At 48.4% G+C, this 22,208-nt stretch carries 21 protein-coding genes and 2 pseudogenes; 8 read left to right on the top strand and 15 right to left on the bottom strand.

All coding sequences use genetic code 11. The annotated features are described in order from the left end of the window. Window positions 1-83: 83 nt before the first annotated feature. The 3 genes from dbpA to zntB all read right to left on the bottom strand — a co-directional run bounded on the left by dbpA (window position 84) and on the right by zntB (window position 2,918). Window positions 84-1,457: an ATP-dependent RNA helicase DbpA gene (gene dbpA, locus HEM79_RS08855; RefSeq protein WP_176241035.1), complete on the bottom strand. Its 1,374-nt coding sequence runs from the start codon at window positions 1,455-1,457 to the stop codon at window positions 84-86. Window positions 1,458-1,486: 29 nt separating this feature from the next. Beyond that, entirely contained in the window at window positions 1,487-1,660 is a 174-nt protein-coding gene (gene ynaL / locus HEM79_RS08850) for a proline-rich small protein YnaL (protein ID WP_001296046.1), read from the bottom strand. 274 nt (window positions 1,661-1,934) lie between these two features. Next, window positions 1,935-2,918 (bottom strand): zinc transporter ZntB, encoded by a 984-nt coding sequence (gene zntB / locus HEM79_RS08845; protein WP_016158374.1) that lies wholly within the window; start codon window positions 2,916-2,918, stop codon window positions 1,935-1,937. Between the two features lie 257 nt (window positions 2,919-3,175). Here zntB and HEM79_RS08840 point away from each other — a divergent pair, with 257 nt between their 5' ends. After that, window positions 3,176-4,408 carry a sensor domain-containing diguanylate cyclase gene (locus HEM79_RS08840; RefSeq protein WP_176241034.1) on the top strand — a complete coding sequence of 411 codons (1,233 nt, stop codon included), beginning with the start codon at window positions 3,176-3,178 and terminating at the stop codon, window positions 4,406-4,408. Window positions 4,409-4,428: 20 nt separating this feature from the next. On the opposite strand, the gene smrA is transcribed toward HEM79_RS08840, so the two are convergent. Both smrA and HEM79_RS23025 read right to left on the bottom strand, forming a co-directional pair. Next, window positions 4,429-4,992: a DNA endonuclease SmrA gene (gene smrA, locus HEM79_RS08835; protein WP_047648482.1), complete on the bottom strand. Its 564-nt coding sequence runs from the start codon at window positions 4,990-4,992 to the stop codon at window positions 4,429-4,431. Window positions 4,993-5,439: 447 nt separating this feature from the next. Further along, window positions 5,440-5,635, bottom strand: a pseudogene (locus HEM79_RS23025) (LysR family transcriptional regulator); the annotation flags it as partial. A 14-nt stretch (window positions 5,636-5,649) separates the two neighbouring features. Between HEM79_RS23025 and HEM79_RS08830 the strand changes: the two are divergent. The 4 genes and pseudogenes from HEM79_RS08830 to uspE all read left to right on the top strand — a co-directional run. Beyond that, window positions 5,650-5,787, top strand: a pseudogene (locus HEM79_RS08830) (hypothetical protein); the annotation flags it as partial. A 10-nt stretch (window positions 5,788-5,797) separates the two neighbouring features. Then, window positions 5,798-6,313, top strand: coding sequence for a methylated-DNA--[protein]-cysteine S-methyltransferase (gene ogt / locus HEM79_RS08825; protein WP_021550840.1), 516 nt, complete (start codon window positions 5,798-5,800; stop codon window positions 6,311-6,313). Between the two features lie 194 nt (window positions 6,314-6,507). Beyond that, window positions 6,508-7,260 carry a fumarate/nitrate reduction transcriptional regulator Fnr gene (gene fnr, locus HEM79_RS08820; RefSeq protein ID WP_000611910.1) on the top strand — a complete coding sequence of 251 codons (753 nt, stop codon included), beginning with the start codon at window positions 6,508-6,510 and terminating at the stop codon, window positions 7,258-7,260. A gap of 151 nt (window positions 7,261-7,411) precedes the next feature. Continuing rightward, on the top strand, window positions 7,412-8,362 hold the full coding sequence (uspE, locus tag HEM79_RS08815; RefSeq protein WP_001262134.1) for a universal stress protein UspE: 951 nt from the start codon (window positions 7,412-7,414) through the stop codon (window positions 8,360-8,362). 49 nt (window positions 8,363-8,411) lie between these two features. On the opposite strand, the gene HEM79_RS08810 is transcribed toward uspE, so the two are convergent. After that, window positions 8,412-8,669: a DUF2534 family protein gene (locus tag HEM79_RS08810; RefSeq protein WP_176241033.1), complete on the bottom strand. Its 258-nt coding sequence runs from the start codon at window positions 8,667-8,669 to the stop codon at window positions 8,412-8,414. 243 nt (window positions 8,670-8,912) lie between these two features. Between HEM79_RS08810 and ynaI the strand changes: the two genes are divergently transcribed. Beyond that, complete coding sequence (gene ynaI, locus HEM79_RS08805) at window positions 8,913-9,944, top strand: low conductance mechanosensitive channel YnaI (protein ID WP_000559884.1); 1,032 nt, start codon at window positions 8,913-8,915, stop codon at window positions 9,942-9,944. Between the two features lie 57 nt (window positions 9,945-10,001). Here ynaI and HEM79_RS08800 read toward each other — a convergent pair whose 3' ends face one another. The 3 genes from HEM79_RS08800 to mppA form a co-directional block, all read right to left on the bottom strand. After that, window positions 10,002-11,927 carry a GH25 family lysozyme gene (locus tag HEM79_RS08800; RefSeq protein ID WP_176241032.1) on the bottom strand — a complete coding sequence of 642 codons (1,926 nt, stop codon included), beginning with the start codon at window positions 11,925-11,927 and terminating at the stop codon, window positions 10,002-10,004. A 3-nt stretch (window positions 11,928-11,930) separates the two neighbouring features. Then, window positions 11,931-12,917, bottom strand: coding sequence for a glycoside hydrolase family 25 protein (locus HEM79_RS08795; protein ID WP_105282426.1), 987 nt, complete (start codon window positions 12,915-12,917; stop codon window positions 11,931-11,933). A 283-nt stretch (window positions 12,918-13,200) separates the two neighbouring features. After that, window positions 13,201-14,814 carry a murein tripeptide ABC transporter substrate-binding protein MppA gene (gene mppA / locus HEM79_RS08790; protein ID WP_105282427.1) on the bottom strand — a complete coding sequence of 538 codons (1,614 nt, stop codon included), beginning with the start codon at window positions 14,812-14,814 and terminating at the stop codon, window positions 13,201-13,203. Window positions 14,815-14,996: 182 nt separating this feature from the next. On the opposite strand from mppA, the gene mpaA reads away from it, so the two are divergent. Continuing rightward, a complete protein-coding gene (gene mpaA, locus HEM79_RS08785; RefSeq protein ID WP_010344731.1) occupies window positions 14,997-15,725 on the top strand; it encodes a murein tripeptide amidase MpaA in 729 nt (242 codons plus the stop codon). Here mpaA and ycjG read toward each other — a convergent pair. Further along, window positions 15,700-16,665, bottom strand: a complete 966-nt coding sequence (ycjG, locus tag HEM79_RS08780; protein WP_176241031.1) for an L-Ala-D/L-Glu epimerase — start codon at window positions 16,663-16,665, stop codon at window positions 15,700-15,702. The genes mpaA and ycjG overlap by 26 nt on opposite strands. A gap of 118 nt (window positions 16,666-16,783) precedes the next feature. Here ycjG and tpx point away from each other — a divergent pair, with 118 nt between their 5' ends. Continuing rightward, on the top strand, window positions 16,784-17,290 hold the full coding sequence (tpx, locus tag HEM79_RS08775; RefSeq protein WP_000078459.1) for a thiol peroxidase: 507 nt from the start codon (window positions 16,784-16,786) through the stop codon (window positions 17,288-17,290). Window positions 17,291-17,334: 44 nt separating this feature from the next. On the opposite strand, the gene tyrR is transcribed toward tpx, so the two are convergent. From tyrR to pspD, 5 genes are all read right to left on the bottom strand, one after another. Next, window positions 17,335-18,876 carry a transcriptional regulator TyrR gene (gene tyrR, locus HEM79_RS08770; protein ID WP_010357009.1) on the bottom strand — a complete coding sequence of 514 codons (1,542 nt, stop codon included), beginning with the start codon at window positions 18,874-18,876 and terminating at the stop codon, window positions 17,335-17,337. Window positions 18,877-19,026: 150 nt separating this feature from the next. Then, a complete protein-coding gene (locus tag HEM79_RS08765; RefSeq protein ID WP_000138698.1) occupies window positions 19,027-20,085 on the bottom strand; it encodes a YcjF family protein in 1,059 nt (352 codons plus the stop codon). After that, window positions 20,082-21,479, bottom strand: a complete 1,398-nt coding sequence (locus tag HEM79_RS08760; protein ID WP_000825801.1) for a YcjX family GTP-binding protein — start codon at window positions 21,477-21,479, stop codon at window positions 20,082-20,084. The genes HEM79_RS08765 and HEM79_RS08760 overlap by 4 nt, the downstream gene beginning before the upstream one ends. 118 nt (window positions 21,480-21,597) lie before the next feature. Beyond that, entirely contained in the window at window positions 21,598-21,912 is a 315-nt protein-coding gene (gene pspE / locus HEM79_RS08755; RefSeq protein WP_000473117.1) for a thiosulfate sulfurtransferase PspE, read from the bottom strand. A gap of 74 nt (window positions 21,913-21,986) precedes the next feature. Continuing rightward, the gene (pspD, locus tag HEM79_RS08750; protein WP_001469239.1) at window positions 21,987-22,208 is read right to left on the bottom strand and encodes a phage shock protein PspD; all 222 of its coding nucleotides are present in this window, start codon (window positions 22,206-22,208) and stop codon (window positions 21,987-21,989) included.

Below are 22,208 nucleotides of genomic sequence, written 5' to 3'. Positions count from 1 at the left end.
CCCGATGCGCAAACTTATCGGGCTACTCTTGCATAGGCCGGATAAGACGCAACCAGCGTCGCGTCCGGCAATTCAACATTTCGTTATTTTAATAATCGCACCCGGCACGTTTTCCCTTTAATCTTCCCGCCCTGTAACTGCTTCCATGCCTTATGGGCGACACTCTGACGCACTGCGACATAGACATGCGCCGGATGCACAGCAATTTTGCCAATATCTGCGCCATCAAGGCCGATATCGCCCGTCAACGCACCTAACACATCGCCCGGTCGCATTTTGGCTTTTTTCCCGCCATCAATGCACAACGTCGCCATCTCTGCTTCCAGCGGCACAATGGAACTACTGGCTGGCGGCGTTTGCCAGTTAAGTTTTATCTGCAACATGTCAGAAATGATATTGGCGCGCTGTGCTTCTTCCGGGGCACAGAAACTGATCGCCAGTCCGCTATTTCCTGCACGCGCTGTACGCCCGATGCGATGTACATGAACTTCAGGATCCCACGCCAGTTCAAAGTTCACTACCAGCTCAAGAGATTTGATATCCAGACCGCGCGCTGCAACATCGGTCGCTACCAGCACGCGGGCGCTACCGTTAGCAAAACGTACCAGGGTCTGATCGCGGTCACGTTGCTCCAGATCGCCATGTAACGACAATGCACTTTGCCCTACTTCATTCAGCGCGTCACACACAGCCTGACAATCTTTTTTAGTATTACAAAACACCACACAAGATGAGGGTTGATGCAAACTTAATAACCGTTGTAATAACGGAATTTTAGCCTTGCTGGATGTTTCATAAAATTGTTGTTCAATAGGCGGTAAAGCATCTGTCGAATCAATTTCAATCGCCAAAGGATCGCGTTGTACACGACCGCTAATCGCAGCAATTGCGTCTGGCCAGGTCGCCGAAAACAAAAGCGTCTGACGAGAAGCAGGAGCAAAACGGATCACATCATCAATGGCATCACTAAATCCCATATCCAACATGCGGTCAGCTTCATCCATCACCAGCGTATTCAACGCATCCAGCGATACCGTGCCTTTTTGCAGGTGATCGAGCAAACGACCCGGCGTTGCCACGATAATATGCGGTGCATGTTGCAGCGAATCACGCTGCATACCGAACGGTTGACCACCGCATAAGGTCAAAATTTTGGTATTTGGCAGAAAACGCGCCAACCGACGCAATTCCCCGGCAACCTGATCCGCCAGCTCACGCGTAGGACACAGTACCAAAGCCTGGGTCTGAAACAGCGACGCATCAATTTGCTGTAACAACCCGAGGCCAAATGCCGCCGTTTTGCCGCTGCCGGTTTTCGCCTGCACGCGAACGTCTTTTCCGGCAAGGATCGCCGGAAGCGCGGCGGCCTGTACAGGCGTCATGGTTAAATAACCCAACTCATTAAGGTTAGTGAGCTGGGCGGGAGGCAAAACGTTCAGGGTAGAAAAAGCGGTCACAATCTATTCTCGTGGTCATCGACGCAAAATTAGCAGGCGCGTATCCTCGCAGATCTACGCTCACGATGCGACAATTTAATCGGTTCTTCATCTGGCGGCGGGTCGGGCATAGGTTGCGGACGAGGAATCGGATCAGGCACTGGAACAGGATCGCCAGGAATCGGTTCAGGGACAGGAATTTGCAAATAAATGAGTGTCGTCATATTTCCCTCCGGTCATTGGGTAGACTCTTAAAGGGTAGACGCTGACAAATAACAGGCAAAAAAAAGCCGACTCATCTAAGTCGGCGTCGTACGAATCAATTGTGCTATGCAGTAATTCAAAAAAGGAAGTAAGACAATATGGAGCGCAACGCCCATCGCTTGACGTTGCATTCACCTGCGAGGAAGATATTGCCCTGAATGGGTAGAGAGTTTATTGACTTCGCTCAAACTTTACGGCGTTTTTGTATACAGGAAGTAGACAAATTTTCTTTTGTTACAACCATTTACTACGATGCAACCATAAAGCAACACCACCAATAAGAACAACTAACAGAATACAAAAAAGCGAAAAGCCGAATTGCCATCCCCCGCCAGGAATACCACCAAGGTTGACGCCAAATAATCCCGTTAAAAACGTACTGGGTAAAAAGACCATTGCCATCAAGGACATTGTATACGTGCGACGCGCTAAATTTTCCTGCATGACCTGAGCGATTTCATCCGCCATCACGCCAGTTCGGGCAATACAGGCGTCAATCTCATCCAGACCACGTCCGAGACGATCGGCAATATCCTGCATTCGACGGCGTTGGTCGTCATTCATCCACGGCAGGCGCTCGCTGGCAAGACGAGCATAAACATCACGTTGCGGTGCCATATAGCGACGCATAACAATTAATTGTTTACGCAGTAGCGCCAGGAAACCGCGCGGAGGAATTTGTTGATCGAGTAGATTATCTTCCAGGTCGATAATTTTATCGTGCAGTTGTTCTATAAACTCACTGGAATGATCGGTCAACGCATCACACACATCCACCAACCAGCCGCCGCAATCGGTCGGACCAGTGCCCTCTTCCAGATCGCTAACCACATCATCCAACGCCAACACTTTACGTTGTCGGGTCGAGACAATTAACCGTCCGTCCATATAAACACGCATGGCCACCAGCTGGTCGGGACGTTCATCAGTACTGCCATTAATGCAGCGCAAAGTAATCAGCGTCCCTTCGCCAAGACGACTGACTCTGGGCCGTGTACTTTCTCCCGCCAGTGCATCGCGCACATTATTTGGCAGCAGTGGTGTCGTCGCCAGCCACTGGGCGCTGTCATGGTGCACATAATTGAGGTGGAGCCAGCAAGGATGCGCTTCATCTATCTCATCTGTATTTTCCAGCGGTTTAACGCCACCTTTGCCATCCAGAATCCAGGCAAATACTGCATCCGGGACATTTACGTCCGCTCCCTTAATCACTTCCACAGTGCCTCCCATCATCAACGGATTATTTTGTAGTCTAGTCTTCTGGTCATGTTACACAAAATCTCATCACCCCATTACCCTGAAATGATTAATAAAATCCTGTCAAAATTAAATACAGAAAGCAAAATACTTTTCCTGATTTGAAAACGTGTGAAGCGTTAAATAGCGTCTATCATTATCAGAATTATCTGATCATTTGTCGTGGCATTTTTGCGATCAGGTAGCAACAAAAGATTGATAAAAATAACGGGATTTCAATGACTACGCACAACTTCAATACCCTGGACTTATTAACCAGTCCTGTCTGGATCGTTTCACCCTTCGAGGAACAATTAATTTATGCCAATAGTGCTGCGCGACTGTTGATGCAAGAACTCACTTTTAGTCAGCTACGTACCGGCCTCTATTCCATCTCCTCGCAAAACGAACTGCCTAAATACCTTACAGACCTGCATAACCAGCTTGATATTGTAGAAATCCTCACTGTCCAGCGTAATGGTGAAGATACAGCATTAAGCTGTCGGTTGACCCTCAAAGAGATTAATGACATAGAGAAAGTAATTATATTTGAAGGAATGGAAACACCCGCAACTCTGGGTTTAAAAGCCAGCCGTTCTGCGAATTATCAACGTAAAAAACAAGGGTTTTATGCTCGTTTTTTTCTGACTAACTCCGCGCCAATGTTGTTGATAGATCCCTCGCGTGATGGCCAAATCGTCGATGCCAATCTGGCCGCGCTTAATTTCTATGGCTATAACCATGAAACAATGTGTCAGAAACACACCTGGGAAATTAATATGCTTGGGCGCCGCGTTATGCCTGTCATGCATGAAATTTCACGTTTGCCCGGCGGGCATAAACCCCTCAATTTTGTCCATAAACTGGCAGATGGTTCCGTTCGACACGTACAAACTTATGCTGGGCCAATTGAGATTTACGGTGACAGGTTAATGTTATGTATCGTACATGATATTACTGAGCAAAAAAGGCTCGAGGAACAGCTGGAACATGCTGCCCACCATGATGCGCTAACGGGGTTACTTAACCGTCGACAGTTTTACCACATAACTGACCCAGGACAGATGCAGCACCTGGCAATCGCTCAGGACTACAGTTTGCTGCTCATCGACACCGATCGTTTTAAACATATCAATGACTTATACGGTCATCAGAAAGGGGATGAAGTGTTATACGCACTTGCCCGTACACTCGAAAGCTGCGCCCGCAAAGGTGATTTGGTGTTTCGCTGGGGTGGTGAAGAGTTCGTCTTATTATTGCCCAGAACCCCTCTGGATACTGCACTTTCGTTGGCTGAAACTATCCGCTTGAGCGTGGCAAAAGTGAGCATTTCGGGCTTGCCGCGCTTCACCGTCAGTATTGGCGTGGCGCATAACGAAGGAAATGAAAGTATTGATGAACTGTTTAAACGGGTCGATGATGCGTTGTATCGGGCAAAAAATGATGGGCGCAACCGCGTGCTGGCAGCATAAGCCACGGAAGCGTCCCGTGATCAACGGCTGCGTTTAGCGTGGCGCTCCCAGTTTTCCTGCTTCGCCTGCGCCGTTTTACGGAGTGCGACGTAACACGCCCCGCTGCCGCCATGATGCGGTAGCGTGGTACAATATGCCTGAACATCATCAAACTCGGTCAGCCAGCGCGCCACATAGCTGCGAACAATGTTGGCGTGCGATTTATCGTCCCGCCCTTTGCCATGAATAATCAGCACGTTACGCAAACCATCCGCCAATGCCTGTTGAATAAAACTGAACACCATTTTGCGGCACTCTTCCACCGGCTGACGTAGAAGATTCAGGCTGGCCTGCTGTGGATATTTACCGCTGCGTAACTTATCCAGCACCCCATGTTGCAGCCCTTCCCGCCGAAACTCCAGCGGCTGGCTTAGCGGGATGATGTCGAGAAATCCAGTAGTAAGGAAATTATCAAGTTGCAGCGTGTCGATACGCTGCGGCGCACGTTGGTTACGCGTTGGATGCCAGTGGACATCTGTAGCGCGCTTCAGTGGCTGGACATCTTCCATGGCGTCAAGAAACAGCGATTTGTCGTCAAGGTTCATGTAACCTCCTATGCACCTTCACACATCTGATATTTGCTGCATCGTTCACTTCGCAGATTGAAACAATACTTTGCTCCATACCTGCTGGTGTCTGCACAGGCGGGGCATTTTATACTAGCCTTGTGACAGTATCGAACAGTTTAGGCCGGGTTTAATTCAGCACAGGCATCCGATCAGGGTGATTTATTCATAGCAGGAACTAACAAAAATGCGATGAAGAGCAGAACGCAGATTAGCGATGCATGATTATGCAATCACGAGACGAATGATTTAACTTATATTTTCGTGAAATCTGTCACTGAAGAAAATTGGCAACGGATGGGCAAAACCGTTATAACACTGTCACCGGTCACGAGGAACCCAGGCCGGATTTAAGACGCGGATGCACTGCTGTGTGTACTGTAGAGTCTGGCGGATGTCGACAGGCTCTATTTTTTTATTCATTTTTTAGCTCTGTAAATAACTACATTCTCGCCGGGATTGGGTGATGAATGGCGAGATCAGTGGTGCCTGGCGGCTATCACGCCGCTGAATCAAATAACAGGTCGCCTTCGGTAAAATTTCGCTGACTGGAATTATTCCAGCCTCGATCCAGGTGATGGATTACCTCCATTTATTCAGGCAGAAAAATCAAAAAATCGCTTTATGCGACCAGATCGCGACAAACCAGACGCGAAACCAAGTACTTACTCTTTGTTAGTCTTAATCTTTTTGGTGGTATGGCTGCTAATGTTGCTGGCGTGGTATCTTATCGGTCAGCCTATTGGTTCGGGGATTTACCCACGTTTGTCTTAAGAGAGAACGGATGCTGAGATTACTTGAAGAAAAAATTGCCACGCCACTGGGACCTCTGTGGGTGATTTGCGATGAACAATTTCGTCTGCGGGCGGTTGAATGGGAAGAGTACAGCGAACGCATGGTGCAGCTGCTGGACATCCATTATCGCAAAGAAGGTTATGAGCGCATTTCTGCCACCAACCCAGGGGGCTTAAGCGACAAACTTCGTGACTATTTTGCCGGGAATCTTAGCATTATTGATACCCTTCCTACCGCCACAGGAGGCACGCCATTTCAGCGCGAAGTCTGGAAAACACTGCGCACTATCCCCTGCGGGCAGGTAATGCATTACGGTCAACTTGCTGAATATCTGGGTCGACCAGGCGCAGCGCGTGCCGTTGGCGCAGCAAATGGCTCTAATCCGATCAGCATTGTCGTCCCTTGCCACCGGGTTATTGGACGAAACGGCACGATGACAGGATATGCAGGCGGAGTGCAGCGAAAAGAGTGGTTATTGCGCCATGAAGGCTATCTGCTGCTATAAACCTTAAACAATTTGTGCCGATTTGTTCACAGTTTTATGTAAAGTTACCCTTAACAATTTAAAGGTTTTCAAAGGGATAGACATAAATTTACATCTATTATCGGAATTCTCCGCTGTTAAGGTTTGCTTAGACTTACTTGCTCCCTAAAAAGATGTTAAAATTGACAAATATCAATTACGGCTTGAGCAGACCTATGATCCCGGAAAAGCGAATTATACGGCGCATTCAGTCTGGCGGTTGTGCTATCCATTGCCAGGATTGCAGCATCAGTCAGCTTTGCATCCCGTTCACACTCAACGAACATGAGCTTGATCAGCTTGATAATATCATCGAGCGAAAGAAGCCTATTCAGAAAGGCCAGACGCTGTTTAAGGCTGGTGATGAACTTAAATCGCTTTATGCCATCCGCTCCGGTACGATTAAAAGTTATACCATCACAGAGCAGGGCGACGAGCAAATCACTGGCTTCCATTTAGCAGGCGATCTGGTAGGTTTTGACGCTATTGGCAGCGGTCATCACCCGAGTTTCGCCCAGGCGCTGGAAACCTCAATGGTATGTGAAATCCCGTTCGAAACCCTGGACGATCTGTCTGGTAAAATGCCGAATCTGCGTCAGCAGATGATGCGTCTGATGAGCGGTGAAATCAAAGGCGATCAGGACATGATCCTGCTGTTGTCGAAGAAAAATGCAGAAGAACGCCTGGCTGCTTTTATCTACAACCTGTCCCGTCGTTTTGCCCAACGCGGCTTCTCCCCTCGTGAATTCCGCCTGACGATGACTCGTGGCGATATCGGTAACTATCTTGGCCTGACGGTAGAAACCATCAGTCGTCTGCTGGGTCGTTTCCAGAAAAGCGGCATGTTGGCAGTCAAAGGTAAATACATCACCATCGAAAATAACGATGCGCTGGCCCTGCTTGCTGGTCATACGCGTAACGTTGCCTGATTTTTCCGCATAATCAACTATCCTTCTGTCATATCATTAAATTTTTCTGATTTATTGATCTGGCAGAAGGTTCATCACTGTTTCATTCACCAGATATGGGTTAATCTTTTAATTACAAACTGCGTTGACAGTTGTTGTAAGGAGACCCTGTATGGCTATGTATCAGAACATGCTCGTTGTTATCGACCCTAACCAGGACGATCAACCAGCATTACGGCGAGCTGTTTATTTACATCAACGGATTGGTGGCAAAATTAAAGCCTTTTTGCCGATTTATGACTTCTCATACGAAATGACTACCCTGCTCTCTCCCGACGAGCGTACCGCTATGCGTCAGGGGGTTATCAGCCAGCGTACTGCCTGGATCCATGAGCAGGCAAAGTATTATCTCAACGCTGGCGTCCCGATTGAAATTAAAGTGGTATGGCATAACCGTCCTTTCGAAGCCATCATTCAGGAAGTGGTTAGCAGTGGGCACGATCTGGTGCTAAAAATGGCGCACCAACATGACCGTCTGGAAGCGGTTATTTTCACCCCTACCGACTGGCACCTGTTACGCAAATGCCCAAGCCCGGTGTGGATGGTAAAAGACCAGCCGTGGCCGGAAGGTGGTAAGGCGCTTGTGGCGGTGAATCTCGCCAGTGAAGAGCCATATCATAATGCGCTCAATGAAAAACTGGTGAAAGAAACGATCGAGCTGGCGGAACAGGTAAATCACACCGAAGTCCATCTGGTTGGTGCCTACCCCGTAACACCTATCAATATTGCCATTGAACTGCCGGAATTTGATCCAAGCGTTTATAACGATGCCATTCGTGGACAACATTTGCTGGCGATGAAAGCCCTGCGGCAGAAATTCGGCATTAATGAAAACATGACGCACGTTGAAAAAGGTCTGCCAGAAGAAGTGATTCCAGATCTGGCCGAACATCTGCAGGCAGGGATTGTCGTTCTTGGCACTGTGGGACGCACCGGTATCTCCGCGGCATTCCTTGGTAATACGGCAGAACAGGTGATTGATCATCTCCGCTGCGATTTGCTGGTGATTAAACCTGACCAGTACCAGACGCCTGTCGAACTGGATGACGAAGAAGACGATTAATTGTTTATCAATTACTTGCAAGGCCCGATATCTCGGGCCTTTCTTTTATTTACTTCTCATCACCACCGAGGATATAAATTCCCAGCGGGATTGCCAGCAATACAGTAAAGACCAGACTATAAACAAGAATCATCGATGACTGAATCACATACATTGATGTCGTCCAGTCAGAAAGCGGAATATTATATTGTTCGATAACACCGCCGATAGTCGCGCGAGTCACAACTGACGCCGCAATAATGAAAACCGCCAACAGACCAAAGAGAAACTTCTTCCCCTTTGCTGACTTCAGCTTCGCCATGATCATGATGTAATCCTTATGCAGATAAACCCTTTGTTACTTGTGTGTAACAATATCATGACATTTCCTCGTTGTCTGCCCCGAAAGCATGAGATTGTTGCCGTTCAAATCATCAACCCATTGATAAATTCGCTAATGTTGCTACTTCCTTCCCTGTCTATTGATGATATGAATGAATTATCGCGATAAAATACCCCCGCCAGGGGTTTCCGGCATGACATCAATTATCTGGAGGAGCCTGATAAAACAATGATCGCTGAACTGTTTACAAATAATGCGCTTAATCTGGTCATTATTTTCGGTAGCTGCGCAGCATTGATTCTGATGAGCTTTTGGTTTCGTCGTGGAAATCGTAAAAGAAAAGGATTCTTATTCCATGCGGTTCAATTTTTGATCTACACCATAATTATCAGTGCTGTCGGCAGCATCATTAATTATGTTATTGAAAATTACAAACTCAAATTTATCACCCCAGGCGTTATCGATTTTATCTGTACGTCACTGATTGCGCTTATTCTGACGGTTAAGTTATTTCTCCTGATTAATCAGTTTGAAAGGCAACAGATAAAAAAAGGTCGAGACATCACCAGCGCGCGGATTATGTCGCGCATCATCAAAATCAGCATTATCGTGGTGATTGTTCTGCTTTATGGCGAACATTTCGGCATGAGCCTTTCTGGCTTGTTGACCTTTGGTGGTATTGGTGGTCTGGCTGTCGGTATGGCCGGTAAAGATATTCTGAGTAACTTCTTTTCCGGGATTATGCTCTATTTCGATCGCCCTTTTAGTATTGGCGACTGGATCCGTTCACCGGACAGGAATATCGAAGGCACAGTAGCAGAAATTGGCTGGCGTATCACAAAAATCACCACCTTTGATAATCGCCCACTGTACGTACCAAACTCGCTTTTTTCGTCCATTAGCGTAGAAAACCCAGGGCGGATGACCAACCGGCGTATTACCACTACCATTGGTTTACGTTATGAAGATGCCGCAAAAGTTGGGGCTATTGTCGAAGCCGTACGTGAGATGCTGAAAAATCACCCTGCTATCGACCAGCGACAAACCTTACTGGTTTATTTCAACCAGTTTGCCGATTCGTCATTAAATATTATGGTCTATTGCTTTACTAAGACCACGGTCTGGGCCGAATGGCTGGCCGCGCAGCAGGATGTTTATTTGAAGATTATCGATATTGTGCAGTCGCACGGCGCGGATTTTGCGTTCCCCAGCCAGACGCTGTATATGGATAATATTACACCTCCCGAACAGCTTAAATAACACTCAACAAAACCGGATGACGATAATAATATTCGACATCCGGTTTTATTTATTTCCTCAATTGACCGCAGCCAGAGCGACATTATTCTCACCCGCTTTAAACTGGGCATACTGTTCTTCAGTACCAAAGAAAACTTCTGACTCTGTGCTGTGACCAATGCCCGGCACCTTTTCGTTTCCTGAATATTGCCAAAGCGTCCAGGGATTACGCCCCTCGAGTTTCACACCAGCTTGTCCCCAATACCCCATCCACACCATATACTGGTCGAACCGACTGTCCATGAAATGGGACAAATTATTATGATTGCCATAAAATATTGGTATTTTATGGTAATTTTTATATATCAGGGCAGCAAAACGTAAAATATCATTCCGTGCATTCACCATTCCCGATTTTTTAAAACAAGCCAGTTGGGTTGTATCTTCACCTTCTGGATTCACCAGTAAAATACCGGGAGGCAACATTTTCGGGTCTTCAGGCAGCAGGCTCTTTGCTGTTTCCAGTTGCGCCTCAGGAGTGTGGCAAAAATCAAATTTAAAATAGCCTCCGCGATCAAATTTTGAATCTGCTAATTGCTTCCAGTGAGCCTTAAACGACGAGTCTGGCCCTCTCCAGCCAACCACTCTCACGTAGACAAAACGCGCAGGTGATTTCTCCTGAAACAATTTCCAGTCGATTTCGCCATCGTTAGACGAAATATCATGACCACTGATCGGATAAATGTCCGGTGTTTTGAAGATACGGATATCAGGTCGGTTTGGAATTGCACTTACGGGGCCATAAGGAATTTCAATAGGTGTTATATCTTTGTTCTTTGGTTCATCTGGCGCAGTAGGCGGTTCTTTAATAGAATATGCGGTCTTATCAACATTTGTAAATTCATCTGCATTCCCGGCTGATAATTGTGTTTTTTTATCCAGACGACTGACCGCAGGATCGTTAATAAAGAAGAAACCACCCGGTCCGGCTGGGTTTTCTGTTGCTCCTATCCAGGCATCACTGAGATGTATTCCTTTCCCTTCCTCGTCCAGTTTTTCATTGATTTTTATATATTGGTCGTTCACATAGATAAACAAACTTAATATTCGGGTAATGCCCGCGTAGTATTCCTTTTTACCATCAATTTTTACCATATACGATTTCCCGAAGCGTTCGTCGGCAACGCCATCAGCAACGCCTTTTATAAGGGTATCAAAAAATACACTGCCTTTATCTTTTTCCAGGGAATAAACTTCTGTTTTATCATCACCAGCGGCTATCGCATACGCACCTGGTTTACTATACGCGTTTGAATTCCCTGCGCCATCTGTCATGCCAAAAAGACCTGAACCAAAACAAGCATTAACTAAAGTCAAAACATGGAAATAACGCTTTGCCAGAATGTTGAGTTGAGCATTCAAAGCTGGCATTTCATACATGCCTTTTGAACCATCAATATCTGTAGCATTACTCAAAACAAATGCCGGTGCCTTATCAGAATTACCATTTTGAGTGCCAAAACGCCCATGACCTGAATAAGCAATTAACAAGCGAGCTTTCTTATCAAACATCATCCCTCTGGCAGGGAGATATTCTTTCAGAAAATAATTAATGTTATCCAGTGACGCATCCTGATCTTTCAGTAAAATAACCTCATCAAACTTTTGCCCATTAATAAGAAAATCAGCCATTCTTTGACCGTCTACTGCAGCTGCTGGAATATCTGCATGTAACAGTGGATATTTTGAAATTGAAATAATCAGCCCAATCGCGCGAGTTTTCGCTGCATCCTGATCTGGTATTTTTAACGCATCACTGATTCGGATATCCAGTTTACCAGGAGCCTCAGGTCCATAATGGATAAAAAAACGACAATACTCATCAGGAACCATTGCACCATTTTTACAAATATCATCTGCACGTGCATCTGATATTCCCTGCGATATTCCGGCAACGAATAGCCCCAGAACCGATATACATAAAGTAAACCATCGTCTGTTCATAAGTTAAAATTCCTGCACGCCCAAAGTGGTATAAAATTCAGCAATTGGACCTTTATAAATACTGGCATCAAACTTCTTACTCGATCCTAAATTAAGCTGTGCTGCGTCGGTGAACTGCCAGATCGCCCATTTTGTCTGGTTGATTGAGCGCGGGGTTTCACTGGCCTGAGCCTGATTAGAGTAATCAGCCAGCCACAGTTTGTGATCTGCAACCTGGGCAAAACTATTTTCCCCACCAACGGCATCTTTCCACCAGGCTCGCGCAGTGTAGATAACTGGTTTACGCCCTAAATCGGCTTCGACCTGTGCGGTAAACGCCTTGATCATCGTTATAATTTCAGCAGGTTTACGCTTTTGCCAACGATCCTTACCCGTTGATGAGTCCACATCCCACTCCACATCCACCGCCGGTGGCATATCCGTTGCGCGTAAGCCCCCGTTAGCTTTAATAATTTTAACAAACGTCATCGCCTGCTTACGTCCCCATGTTTCAGCGTCGTCTGCCGGAGTGCCGCTGGAAAGAAAATGATATGCTCCACGGTGTAATTTTACTCCCCGTTCCGTAGCCCCGGCCCGTTGCCAGAAACCGGCAAATTCGGGATCGACATAACGCGTTCCTTGACTGGACTTCATATACAGAAACACAGACTTATTTTTTGCCAACAGTTCGATTGGAAAATCCTTATCGTTATGATGGCTGATATCCACTCCAAATAAAGAACTTGGTCGCGGTTGATTTAATACCGAGTCATAAGAGACATCAGTCGGAAATTTAAAGTATTTTTTTACTGCGAACGTGTCATATTCCATTTTACGGGAAAGATCTGATCCCAGGATTTTTACAAATAACTGCTGTCGTGAGAGATCATTAGTTAAGTTTTCCAGTCCCAGTGATGCGGCATCGGGAAGCGGCTCTGCGGCCAGACTAAAAGAAGAATAATAAGAGAAAAATAGCGAGATAACTAACGGAATAGCGGAGGCTTTTTTCATTTTACCACCCCATGTTTAGCTGTGTGTTTATTTTCATATGAAGATGTTTTACAAGTGATGAAATACACTTCACGTTATAAAAAAAAGTAAAGCACAGCTTATATTTGGAGTATGTAATACAGCAGATAAATAAAATTTATGATTAGAGTTTGTACTTAATATAGTCTGAAAATTTCACAGTCTCATCTTGAGAGTAATCTTTTATAGGGTGAATTTAAAAAAGAGAGGAATTTTATCGGGGTTGTAAAATCTGGCGCAATTTTTGCGCCAGATGACATCATAATCAATGTTTTACAATATACATAGTCCGGCTATAAGCCACATCTTCCGGGTTATTAATGGGATAACCTTTCAGCCACGGTTTGATTAACCGTCCATTTGTATATTGATAAATTGGCGCAATCGGTGCTTGCTCCATGAGGATTTTCTCTGCCGTGTTGTAATCGGCGTTGCGTGCTTTAACGGTGTTTTCAGTCGATGCCTGGGCCAGCACTTTGTCGTATGCCGGATTGTTAAAGCGGGAAATATTTCCTGAGTGCGTTGACGTTAACAGTGTCAGGAAGGTTGATGGTTCATTATAATCCCCAACCCACGAGGCGCGGATAACATCAAAATTGCCGGTATTACGGCTATCGATATAGGTTTTCCATTCCTGATTTTGCAGTTTGACATCTACGCCAAGATTCTTTTTCCACATCGACGCCACAGCGATAGCAATTTTCTGGTGATTTTCCGAAGTGTTATATAACAGTGTAAGTTTCAACGGTTTCTGTGGGCCATACCCGGCGGCGCTCAGCAATGTTTTCGCCTGAGCATTCAGTTCTTCCTGACTCATTTGTTCAAACGGCGAAGGTTCTGGCGTAAATCCGGCAGTAACATCTGGCGTGAAATGCCATGCTGGTTTTTCACCCGTGCCCAGCACTTTTTCCGTCATCAGACGGCGATCAATCGTCATACTTAATGCCAGACGCACCCGTTGATCTGCCGTCGGGCCTTTTTGCGTGTTAAACGCATAATAATACGTCCCCAACTGTGGCGGCGTGTAAACCTGCCCTGGAATATCCTTCAACAGCTTTTGATACATATTTTTCGGGAAGGATTCAGTGATATCAATATCACCTGCGAGATAGCGTTTAGTGGCAGCAGATTCCTGGTTAATCGGCAAGAAAGTGACTTTTTGCAGCACCGTTTTGGCGTTATCCCAATAATGAGTATTCGGCACAACGACCAGCTTTTCATTAACCACGCGCTCTTTAAGTACATAAGCGCCATTGCCGATCAGATTCCCTGGTTTCGTCCACTCTTTACCACTTTCAACGTTGGCTTTTTGCACCGGGAAGAAAGCAAAGTTAGCCGTTAAATTCACAAACCAGGGCAATGGTTTATCAAGCTGAATTTTCAGGGTATGAGCATCAACAGCGGTGACGCCTAGTTGGTCAGGCGTAGCCTTACCATCAATAATCGCCTGAGCGTTATTGATCCCTGCCAGCGCGGCAAACCAGGCAAACGGAGACAACGTTTTCGGGTTCACCAGACGCTGCCAGCTATAGACAAAATCCTGCGCCGTTACCGGCGTACCATCGGCCCATTTGGCGTTCTCGCGCAGGGTAAAAGTCCAGATACGATTGTCATTACTTTTCCACTGCGTGGCGACACCAGGCACAATCTCCCCTTTCTCGTTTTGATTCACCAGACCTTCAAACAAATCGCGAATGACCTGAATCTCCGGCAGGCCCACTGCTTTGGCGGGATCTAACGACGCAGGCTCATCTTTAATGTGACGCACCAACTCCTGCTTCTCTGCCAGTACTGTGCCGCCCGGAACTTCTGCAGCATACGACAGGGAAATGCTGCTGACTAACAGCGCACAACAAGTAACTGAAACAGAGTGCTGCATAAGATACCCTCAAAATGATGTTAAGATTGATGCGTAATTATTTGTTTCTCCTTGAAGAAATGCAAATAACTTCCGGCAAAAAAGTGATAAAGGATCGATAACATATCGTTGTCGAAAAGGATTTGATAATCCGCAAAATTTGCACAACACTGCCTGTAATACTTCTTATATTCGAGACGATTATGACCGTGACCCGCCCGCGCGCCGAACGGGGCGCTTTTCCGCCAGGAACCGAACATTACGGACGTTCTTTATTAGGTGCGCCGTTGATCTGGTTTCCGGCTTCTGCCGCCAGCAGCGAAAGTGGTTTAATCCTGGCTGGCACCCACGGCGACGAAAATTCTTCCGTCGTCACCCTCTCCTGCGCATTACGCACGTTAACACCGTCTCTGCGCCGCCATCATGTCGTGCTCTGTGTGAATCCTGACGGTTGCCAGCTTGGTCTGCGGGCTAATGCCAATGGTGTAGATCTAAACAGAAACTTTCCGGCGGCGAACTGGAAGGAAGGTGAAACGGTGTACCGCTGGAACAGTGCCGCCGAAGAGCGCGACGTGGTCTTGCTGACCGGCGATAAACCCGGCTCCGAACCTGAAACCCAGGCGTTGTGCCAGCTCATTCATCGTATCCACCCCGCCTGGATTGTCTCTTTTCACGATCCTCTGGCTTGTATTGAAGATCCCCGACATAGTGAATTAGGTGAGTGGCTGGCTCAGGCATTTGAATTGCCGCTGGTGACCAGCGTCGGATACGAAACCCCCGGCTCCTTCGGCAGTTGGTGTGCAGACCTGAACCTGCACTGTATTACCGCTGAGTTCCCGCCCATCTCCTCCGATGAAGCCAGTGAAAAGTATCTCTTTGCAATGGCGAATTTACTGCGCTGGCATCCTAAAGATGCAATTCGCCGGTCGTAAACTGTAGCGCCGGCTCCACATCCACCGCCAGCCAGGTCGGTCCATCAAGATCGGCAAAACTGACCTGTGGCACCAATGGTAAAGCGGCGCTAATGGCGCGCGAGGTGCACAACATGCAGCCCAACATCAGGCTGAAACCCTGGGCGCGCGCTTCGGTCGCCAATGCCAGGGCTTCGGTCAGCCCCCCCGTTTTATCGAGTTTGATATTAACCATCTCATAGCGCCCTTTCAGCGCCTTCAGATTGCTACGGGTATGACAACTTTCATCAGCGCAAATGGGTAACGGATGAATAAAATTCTCCAGCGCCGCATCGTCCTGTGCGGGAAGCGGTTGTTCCAGCATCGCAACGTCTAAATCAGCCAGCAACTGACATCGCGCTGCCAATCCCTCTGCGCGCCAGGATTCATTCGCATCAACAATCAACTTTGCATCGGGTACAGCCGAGCGAATTGCCACCATCCGCTCGCTAATAAGATGGTTATCCAGTTTCACTTTCAGCAATTCTGCCCCTGCTTGCCATAGTGCCACAGCACTGCTGGCCATTTGATCAGGCGTACCGATGACAACCGTCTGTGCAGTGGTAATGGTGTCGGGAAGCGTTATACCGATACATTCAGCCAGCGTCTGCTGCTGTTTACGTGCACTGAGATCCCACAATGCGCAATCCAGCGCATTACGCGCCGCGCCCGCAGGCAGAATTTTTTGTAATTCTTCACGTGTCAGCCCTTTTTCCAGTTGCGGCACAACACTCATAATTTGCGCCATTACTGAAGCGTCACTTTCACCATAGCGCGGATAGGGAGTGCATTCCCCGGCACCTTTAACGCCATCTTCTTCCAGTTCAACAACTACCACACGCGCTTCACTGCGGCTGCCACGAGCAATTACAAACGGGGTATGTAACGGCCAGGCTTCCTCAAATACCTTTACGGTTCTCATCTTTACTCCTTGTTGCCGCGATGGACTGCGGATTAAGCGCAAATAGCGATTGCTGTGTTATTGACAGTTAGCATAAACTAGGTGTGACGTTAACTATATGTAAACAGGAAAGATAATCATGTCACAAATCGTTCATTTCCAGGGCAACCCGGTTACAGTCGCCAATTCCATCCCGCAAGTGGGTAGCAAAGCGCAGACTTTTACTCTCGTGGCAAAAGATCTGTCTGACGTCACCCTCGGTCAGTTTGCGGGTAAACGCAAAGTGCTGAACATTTTCCCGAGTATTGATACCGGTGTTTGCGCCGCATCAGTACGTAAGTTTAACCAACTGGCGACAGAAATCGACAACACCGTTGTACTGTGTATTTCCGCCGATCTGCCGTTCGCCCAGTCTCGTTTCTGCGGTGCGGAAGGTCTGAACAACGTCATCACCCTTTCCACTTTCCGTAATAGCGAATTTCTGCAAGCTTACGGCGTTGAGATCGCTGAAGGCCCACTGAAAGGTCTGGCTGCGCGCGCAGTTGTCGTAATTGATGAAAATGACAATGTGATTTTCAGCCAGCTGGTGAATGAAATCACCACTGAGCCGGATTACGAAGCAGCTCTGGCGGTACTGAAGGCGTAATTTATTATGCCTGATGGTATTGCGCCATCAGGCATTTTACGTGTTTACTCTTCGCTCTTCTTCTGGCTCAGGCCGTATTCACGCAATTTGTTGGCAATCGCGGTATGTGAAACGCCCAGACGTTTTGCCAGTTTGCGCGTGCTGGGATAATTGCGATAAAGCTGGGTTAACACCGAACGCTCAAATCGACTGGTGATTTCATCCAGCGAACCTTCCATCGCATCTTCACCCACGGCAACGGTTGTCGCGTCATAATCTGGCAGCAAAATGTCTTGTGGACGCAGTTCGTAGCCGTCCAGTTGCGTGAGTGCACGATAGATAGCATTTTTCAACTGCCTCACGTTACCCGGCCAGCCATAACGCGTCAGCACAGTATTCAGATCGGCAGCCAATTTCGGCCGGGGTACTCCCTGCTCGTCAGCAAAGCGGGCGACGAACAATTCGGTTAACGGCATGATATCCTGCGGACAGTCGCGCAGCGGTGGCAGATTCAGCGTCAACACGTTCAGACGATAATAGAGATCTTCCCGAAATACGCCTTTTTGCACCAGCTCAACCAGATTCTTTTGCGTCGCGCAAATCACCCGCACATCGACATGCACTTCGTGATCTTCGCCAACCCGACGGAAAGTGCCATCATTAAGGAAACGCAGCAATTTAGCCTGCATCCGTGGAGACATCTCACCAATCTCATCCAGCAGCACCGAGCCGCCGTTCGCCTGCTCAAAGAACCCTTTCTTCCCTTCCGGGGCATGTCCAAACAGTTCGCTCTCAACGGCATCTTCCGGTATAGACGCGCAGTTCAGCGCCAGGTAAGGTTTACCGGCGCGAGGGCTGGCCTGATGACAGGCATAAGCAAAGAGATCTTTACCAGTACCAGTGTCCCCCGTGATCAGCAGTGGCGCGCTTAACATCGCCAGTTTCTGCGCCTGCTCGACAACGTGTTTCATTTTCGGGCTAACGGCGACAATCTGGCTAAAGGCGCTGACATCCTGCGCAGCCACATTTTGCAACTGACGCCCCATACGAATCGTCGAGCGCAGCATCACTACCGCACCGGTCAGGACGTGTTGGTCGTGTTCATCCTGCAAATAAACCGGCGTTATCTCCATCAAGAAATTTTGCCCGTTAATCACCACATGTTCGTTATGTGAATCCTGCGGGTCACTCTCCAGCCAGCGTAAAAAATTAAATCCGTTAATCAATTGCGCAGCGGTATGATTGCGTAAACGATCAAGTTTTTGACCAAATAGCTGACAGCTCGCCGGATTCGCCATATCCACTTTGCTTTTCATATCGACAGAAAGCACGGGTTCAGGCAACGCCTCAAGCAATGCGCTCAACGCCAGATGTTCGCGCTCGGAAGGCATCCATGACACAGTGCGCACATCGGTAACACCTGCAATACGGCGAATTTCCGCCATCAGGCTGCTGAAACTGTCAAAATCCAGTTCGGCAAAATTGAGGTAAATCCGCCCGATTGGGTCAATCTCAATACCGCGTAAATCGATGCCTCTTAGAACCAGTAGATCGAGTAATTCGCGGGTCAGACCGAGTCGGTCTTCACAAAAGACTTCCAGACGCATGGGAACCTTCACCTGAGAAAAGAACAATTAATATGATGATATGACACTATTCGAGTGGCAGGAAGATTTCTGTCAACAAAGATTGACACAAAGACGGATTATCGGGCACTTCGGCGTAAAGATATCCGATCAGCACCCGATATTGCGTTATTATTCGCTGGTCGTTTTGCCCTTTTGCAGCGTCTCCTTTACCTGACCGATAAGCTGGCGACGAAAATCCCCCAGGCGAGGTTTGTCATCGTCGATCCACGGCAGCGGACGGCAAAGTTCCATAGCTTTAATTCCCAGTCGCGCGGTCAGGAGTCCGGCGCCAATCCCCTGGGCAGCACGCGTTGACAAACGAGCAGCGAGATCTTGTGACATCCAGTCCATCCCCACTTCACGCACCAGCTCGCTAGCACCGGCAAAAGCGATATTCAGCAATACCAGTTTGAACAGGCGCAAACGGCTGTAATAACCCAGTTCAATGCCATAGAGCGTAGCGATACGATTAATCAACCGCAGATTACGCCAGGCAATAAACGCCATATCCACCAGTGCCAACGGGCTTACGGCAATCATCAGGGTAGATTCTGCCGCCGAACGGCTGATTTCTCTGCGCGCCTGCGCATCCAGCACTGGCTGAACCAGATGTGCGTACAGACTGACGACTTCACGATCGTTCTGCGTTTCATGGATTGAGGCATACCAGCGTTGCAGCGCCGGATGCGACTGATCAATACCGGCCTGCTGCGCCAGTTTCTCGCAAAATGCGCGCCCTTTGCCAGTGCCGTGACTATGCAACAAATCGCGCGCTTCATCGCGTTCGTGCGCACGCTGGCGCAAGCGCCATAAGCGTCGCCACTCTGTTACCACTGAGCCAACGCCAGCCCCGATAATCAATGCCCCAGCGGCACAACCGCCCAGTGCTACCCAATCCTGAGTTTGCCAGGCATTCATCGTCCACTGCACGCCCTGGCCAACAACGCTCGCGCCAAACAGCGCCACCCCACCCATGACCATTTTACGCCACAAACTGCGTTTCGGACGCAGCGCCGCATCCATTACCGCTTCGACTTGCCCCTCTTCTTCCGGCACATCGTCGAGCGTTGCCGGGGCAAAATTTTGCGCCTGATTTTCATCAAAGGTCTGCTGCGCCTTAAATTTAGGGTTCTGATCGACTTCCAGCGGACCGTCGAAATCAATACGTGGTTTTAACGGTTCGGTCATCGCAATTTATCTCCTATTAAAAATTCCAGCGCGGCATCAAGGCGAATATGCGGCAGCGGTTTATCGACATCCATCACCTGCGGGCGAAACGCTTCAAACTGGAAGCCTTGCTTATCCCAGAACGCCTGACCGGGCAAACGCGCAGGAACTTCACCAGGGTAAACGGTGAGCGGTGCGCCATCGCTCAGTCGATTACCGCGCAGAGCCGGGATTTTCTCGCCGTTGACGTCGATAATGCCGCTGGTGGTCGCCTGTACGGAGGCCAGCCCCAGACAATCCATGCTGATCCCTTCAAACGCCGCATTTTGCCAGGCATCCTGAATTAGTTGTTGCAGTAATGAAACCATATTGGCGTGCTGATCGATGGTCACATGATCCGCTTTCGTCGCGGCAAACAGCAATTTGTCGATAACCGGCGAGAACAAGCGCCGGAAAAGTGTACGTTGCCCGTAGTGGAAACTTTGCATCAACTGCGTCAGCGCCAGACGCATGTCATTAAACGCCTGCGGCCCACTGTTCAGCGGTTGCAGGCAATCCACCAGCACAATCTGGCGGTCAAAGCGCAGAAAGTGGTTTTTATAGAACCCCTTCACCACTTTCTCGCAGTAATAATTAAACCGCTCGCGCAGCATTCCGGCGTTGGTATGCTTATCGGCCTGTGCCAGTTTAGACTCGCCCCAGGCATCGACATCCGGCCACGGGAAGAATTGCAGCGCGGGCGCGCCTGCCATATCTCCCGGCAGAACAAAGCGGCCTGGCTGGATAAAGTGCAGCCCCTGCTGTTTGCAGTGGTGAAGATAATCGGTCCACGCGGCGGCGATATCAGCAAGACGGTTTTCGTCGGCAGGCGCTAACGGATCAAGCCCTTCGCACATCATCCGCCATTTTGCCGACCACTCGCCGCGCTGACCATTAAGCAAGCCCGTCATCTGCCGTGACCAGCTTAAATAGTCCTGCGCCAGCATTGGCAGATCGAGTAGCCATTCGCCGGGATAATCCACAATCTCCAGATACAGCGTGGAGGTGTCTTTGAAGTGACGCAGTAGCGAATCGTTCGATTTATAACGCAATGCCAGGCGGATTTCGCTGACACCACGCGTTGGCGTCGGCCAGGCGGGAGGATCGCCGTACAGCTGCGCTAACCCTTCGTCGTAGGTAAAACGCGGAATGCCAAAATCGCGCTGTGGAATACGCTTCACACCCAGCAGGCGCTCTTCACGCACCGCGCTTAACAGCGGCAAGCGTGCTCCTGCATGAATATTGAGCAACTGATTGACCATCGCGGTGATAAACGCCGTTTTGCCACTACGGCTAAGTCCGGTTACCGCCAGTCGCAGGTGCCTGTCGACGCCACGATTCACCAGCGCGTTAAGTTCATTTTTGAGTCGCTTCATTGCTGTCCTGTGCCAGAAAGCTGTAGAAAGGATGAGATGCTGGAGATAATAATGTGGGTTAATTTTGATTTATCAAATGAATAAGCGGCGTTATTTACACCGCTCAATAAGTAATTTGTTAACCTTTGACCTTCGGCATCGCAATGTCTTTAAGACCACCGGCGTTCTCAACGTGGGTATATCCCATTTCGTTGAGGATCTCTTTTGCCTGCCCGGACTGGCGTCCGGCGTTGCAATACACTTTCACGGTGTCGTTTTTATCCGGAACGGCGGTGGCAATGCGCTCTTTCACTTCCTTCAGGGGAATATTGATGGCTCCCTGAACGTGTTCTTGCTGATACTGTTCTGGAACACGAACATCGATCCAGTGTTCAGCAGCAAAAACAGGCAGTGAAAACGCCAGCGTCAGCGCAAGTAAGCCTTTTTTAAACATGTAAGCGTCCTTCTATGGATGAAAATTGCCATCCATTATACGCCTGAGATTTAACAATTTTTGCGAAACTCCCCTCACCTTTTATAACGCTGCGCCAGTTTATTGGCAGCCCGACTTAACAGCGGTTCCAGCGCCACAGCCAGCAACATTTTCAGCGGGCGGCGAGCAACAGATTTTATCGCCCAGCCAGCCACGCCCGCCGGGCCGTAGCGCAGTGCGGTAAGAAGAACCAGCTTGCCTGCTAATTTAAAACCAGGCTTCACCTTTTGCCCGGCCTGTTGCCAGCGAATATTCAT

It is taken from the genome of Escherichia sp. 93.0816 (assembly GCF_013368855.2).
GTDB lineage: Bacteria > Pseudomonadota > Gammaproteobacteria > Enterobacterales > Enterobacteriaceae > Escherichia > Escherichia ruysiae.
Note: the sequence above shows the minus strand (reverse complement) of the source record. Positions and strands in the feature narration are given on the sequence as shown.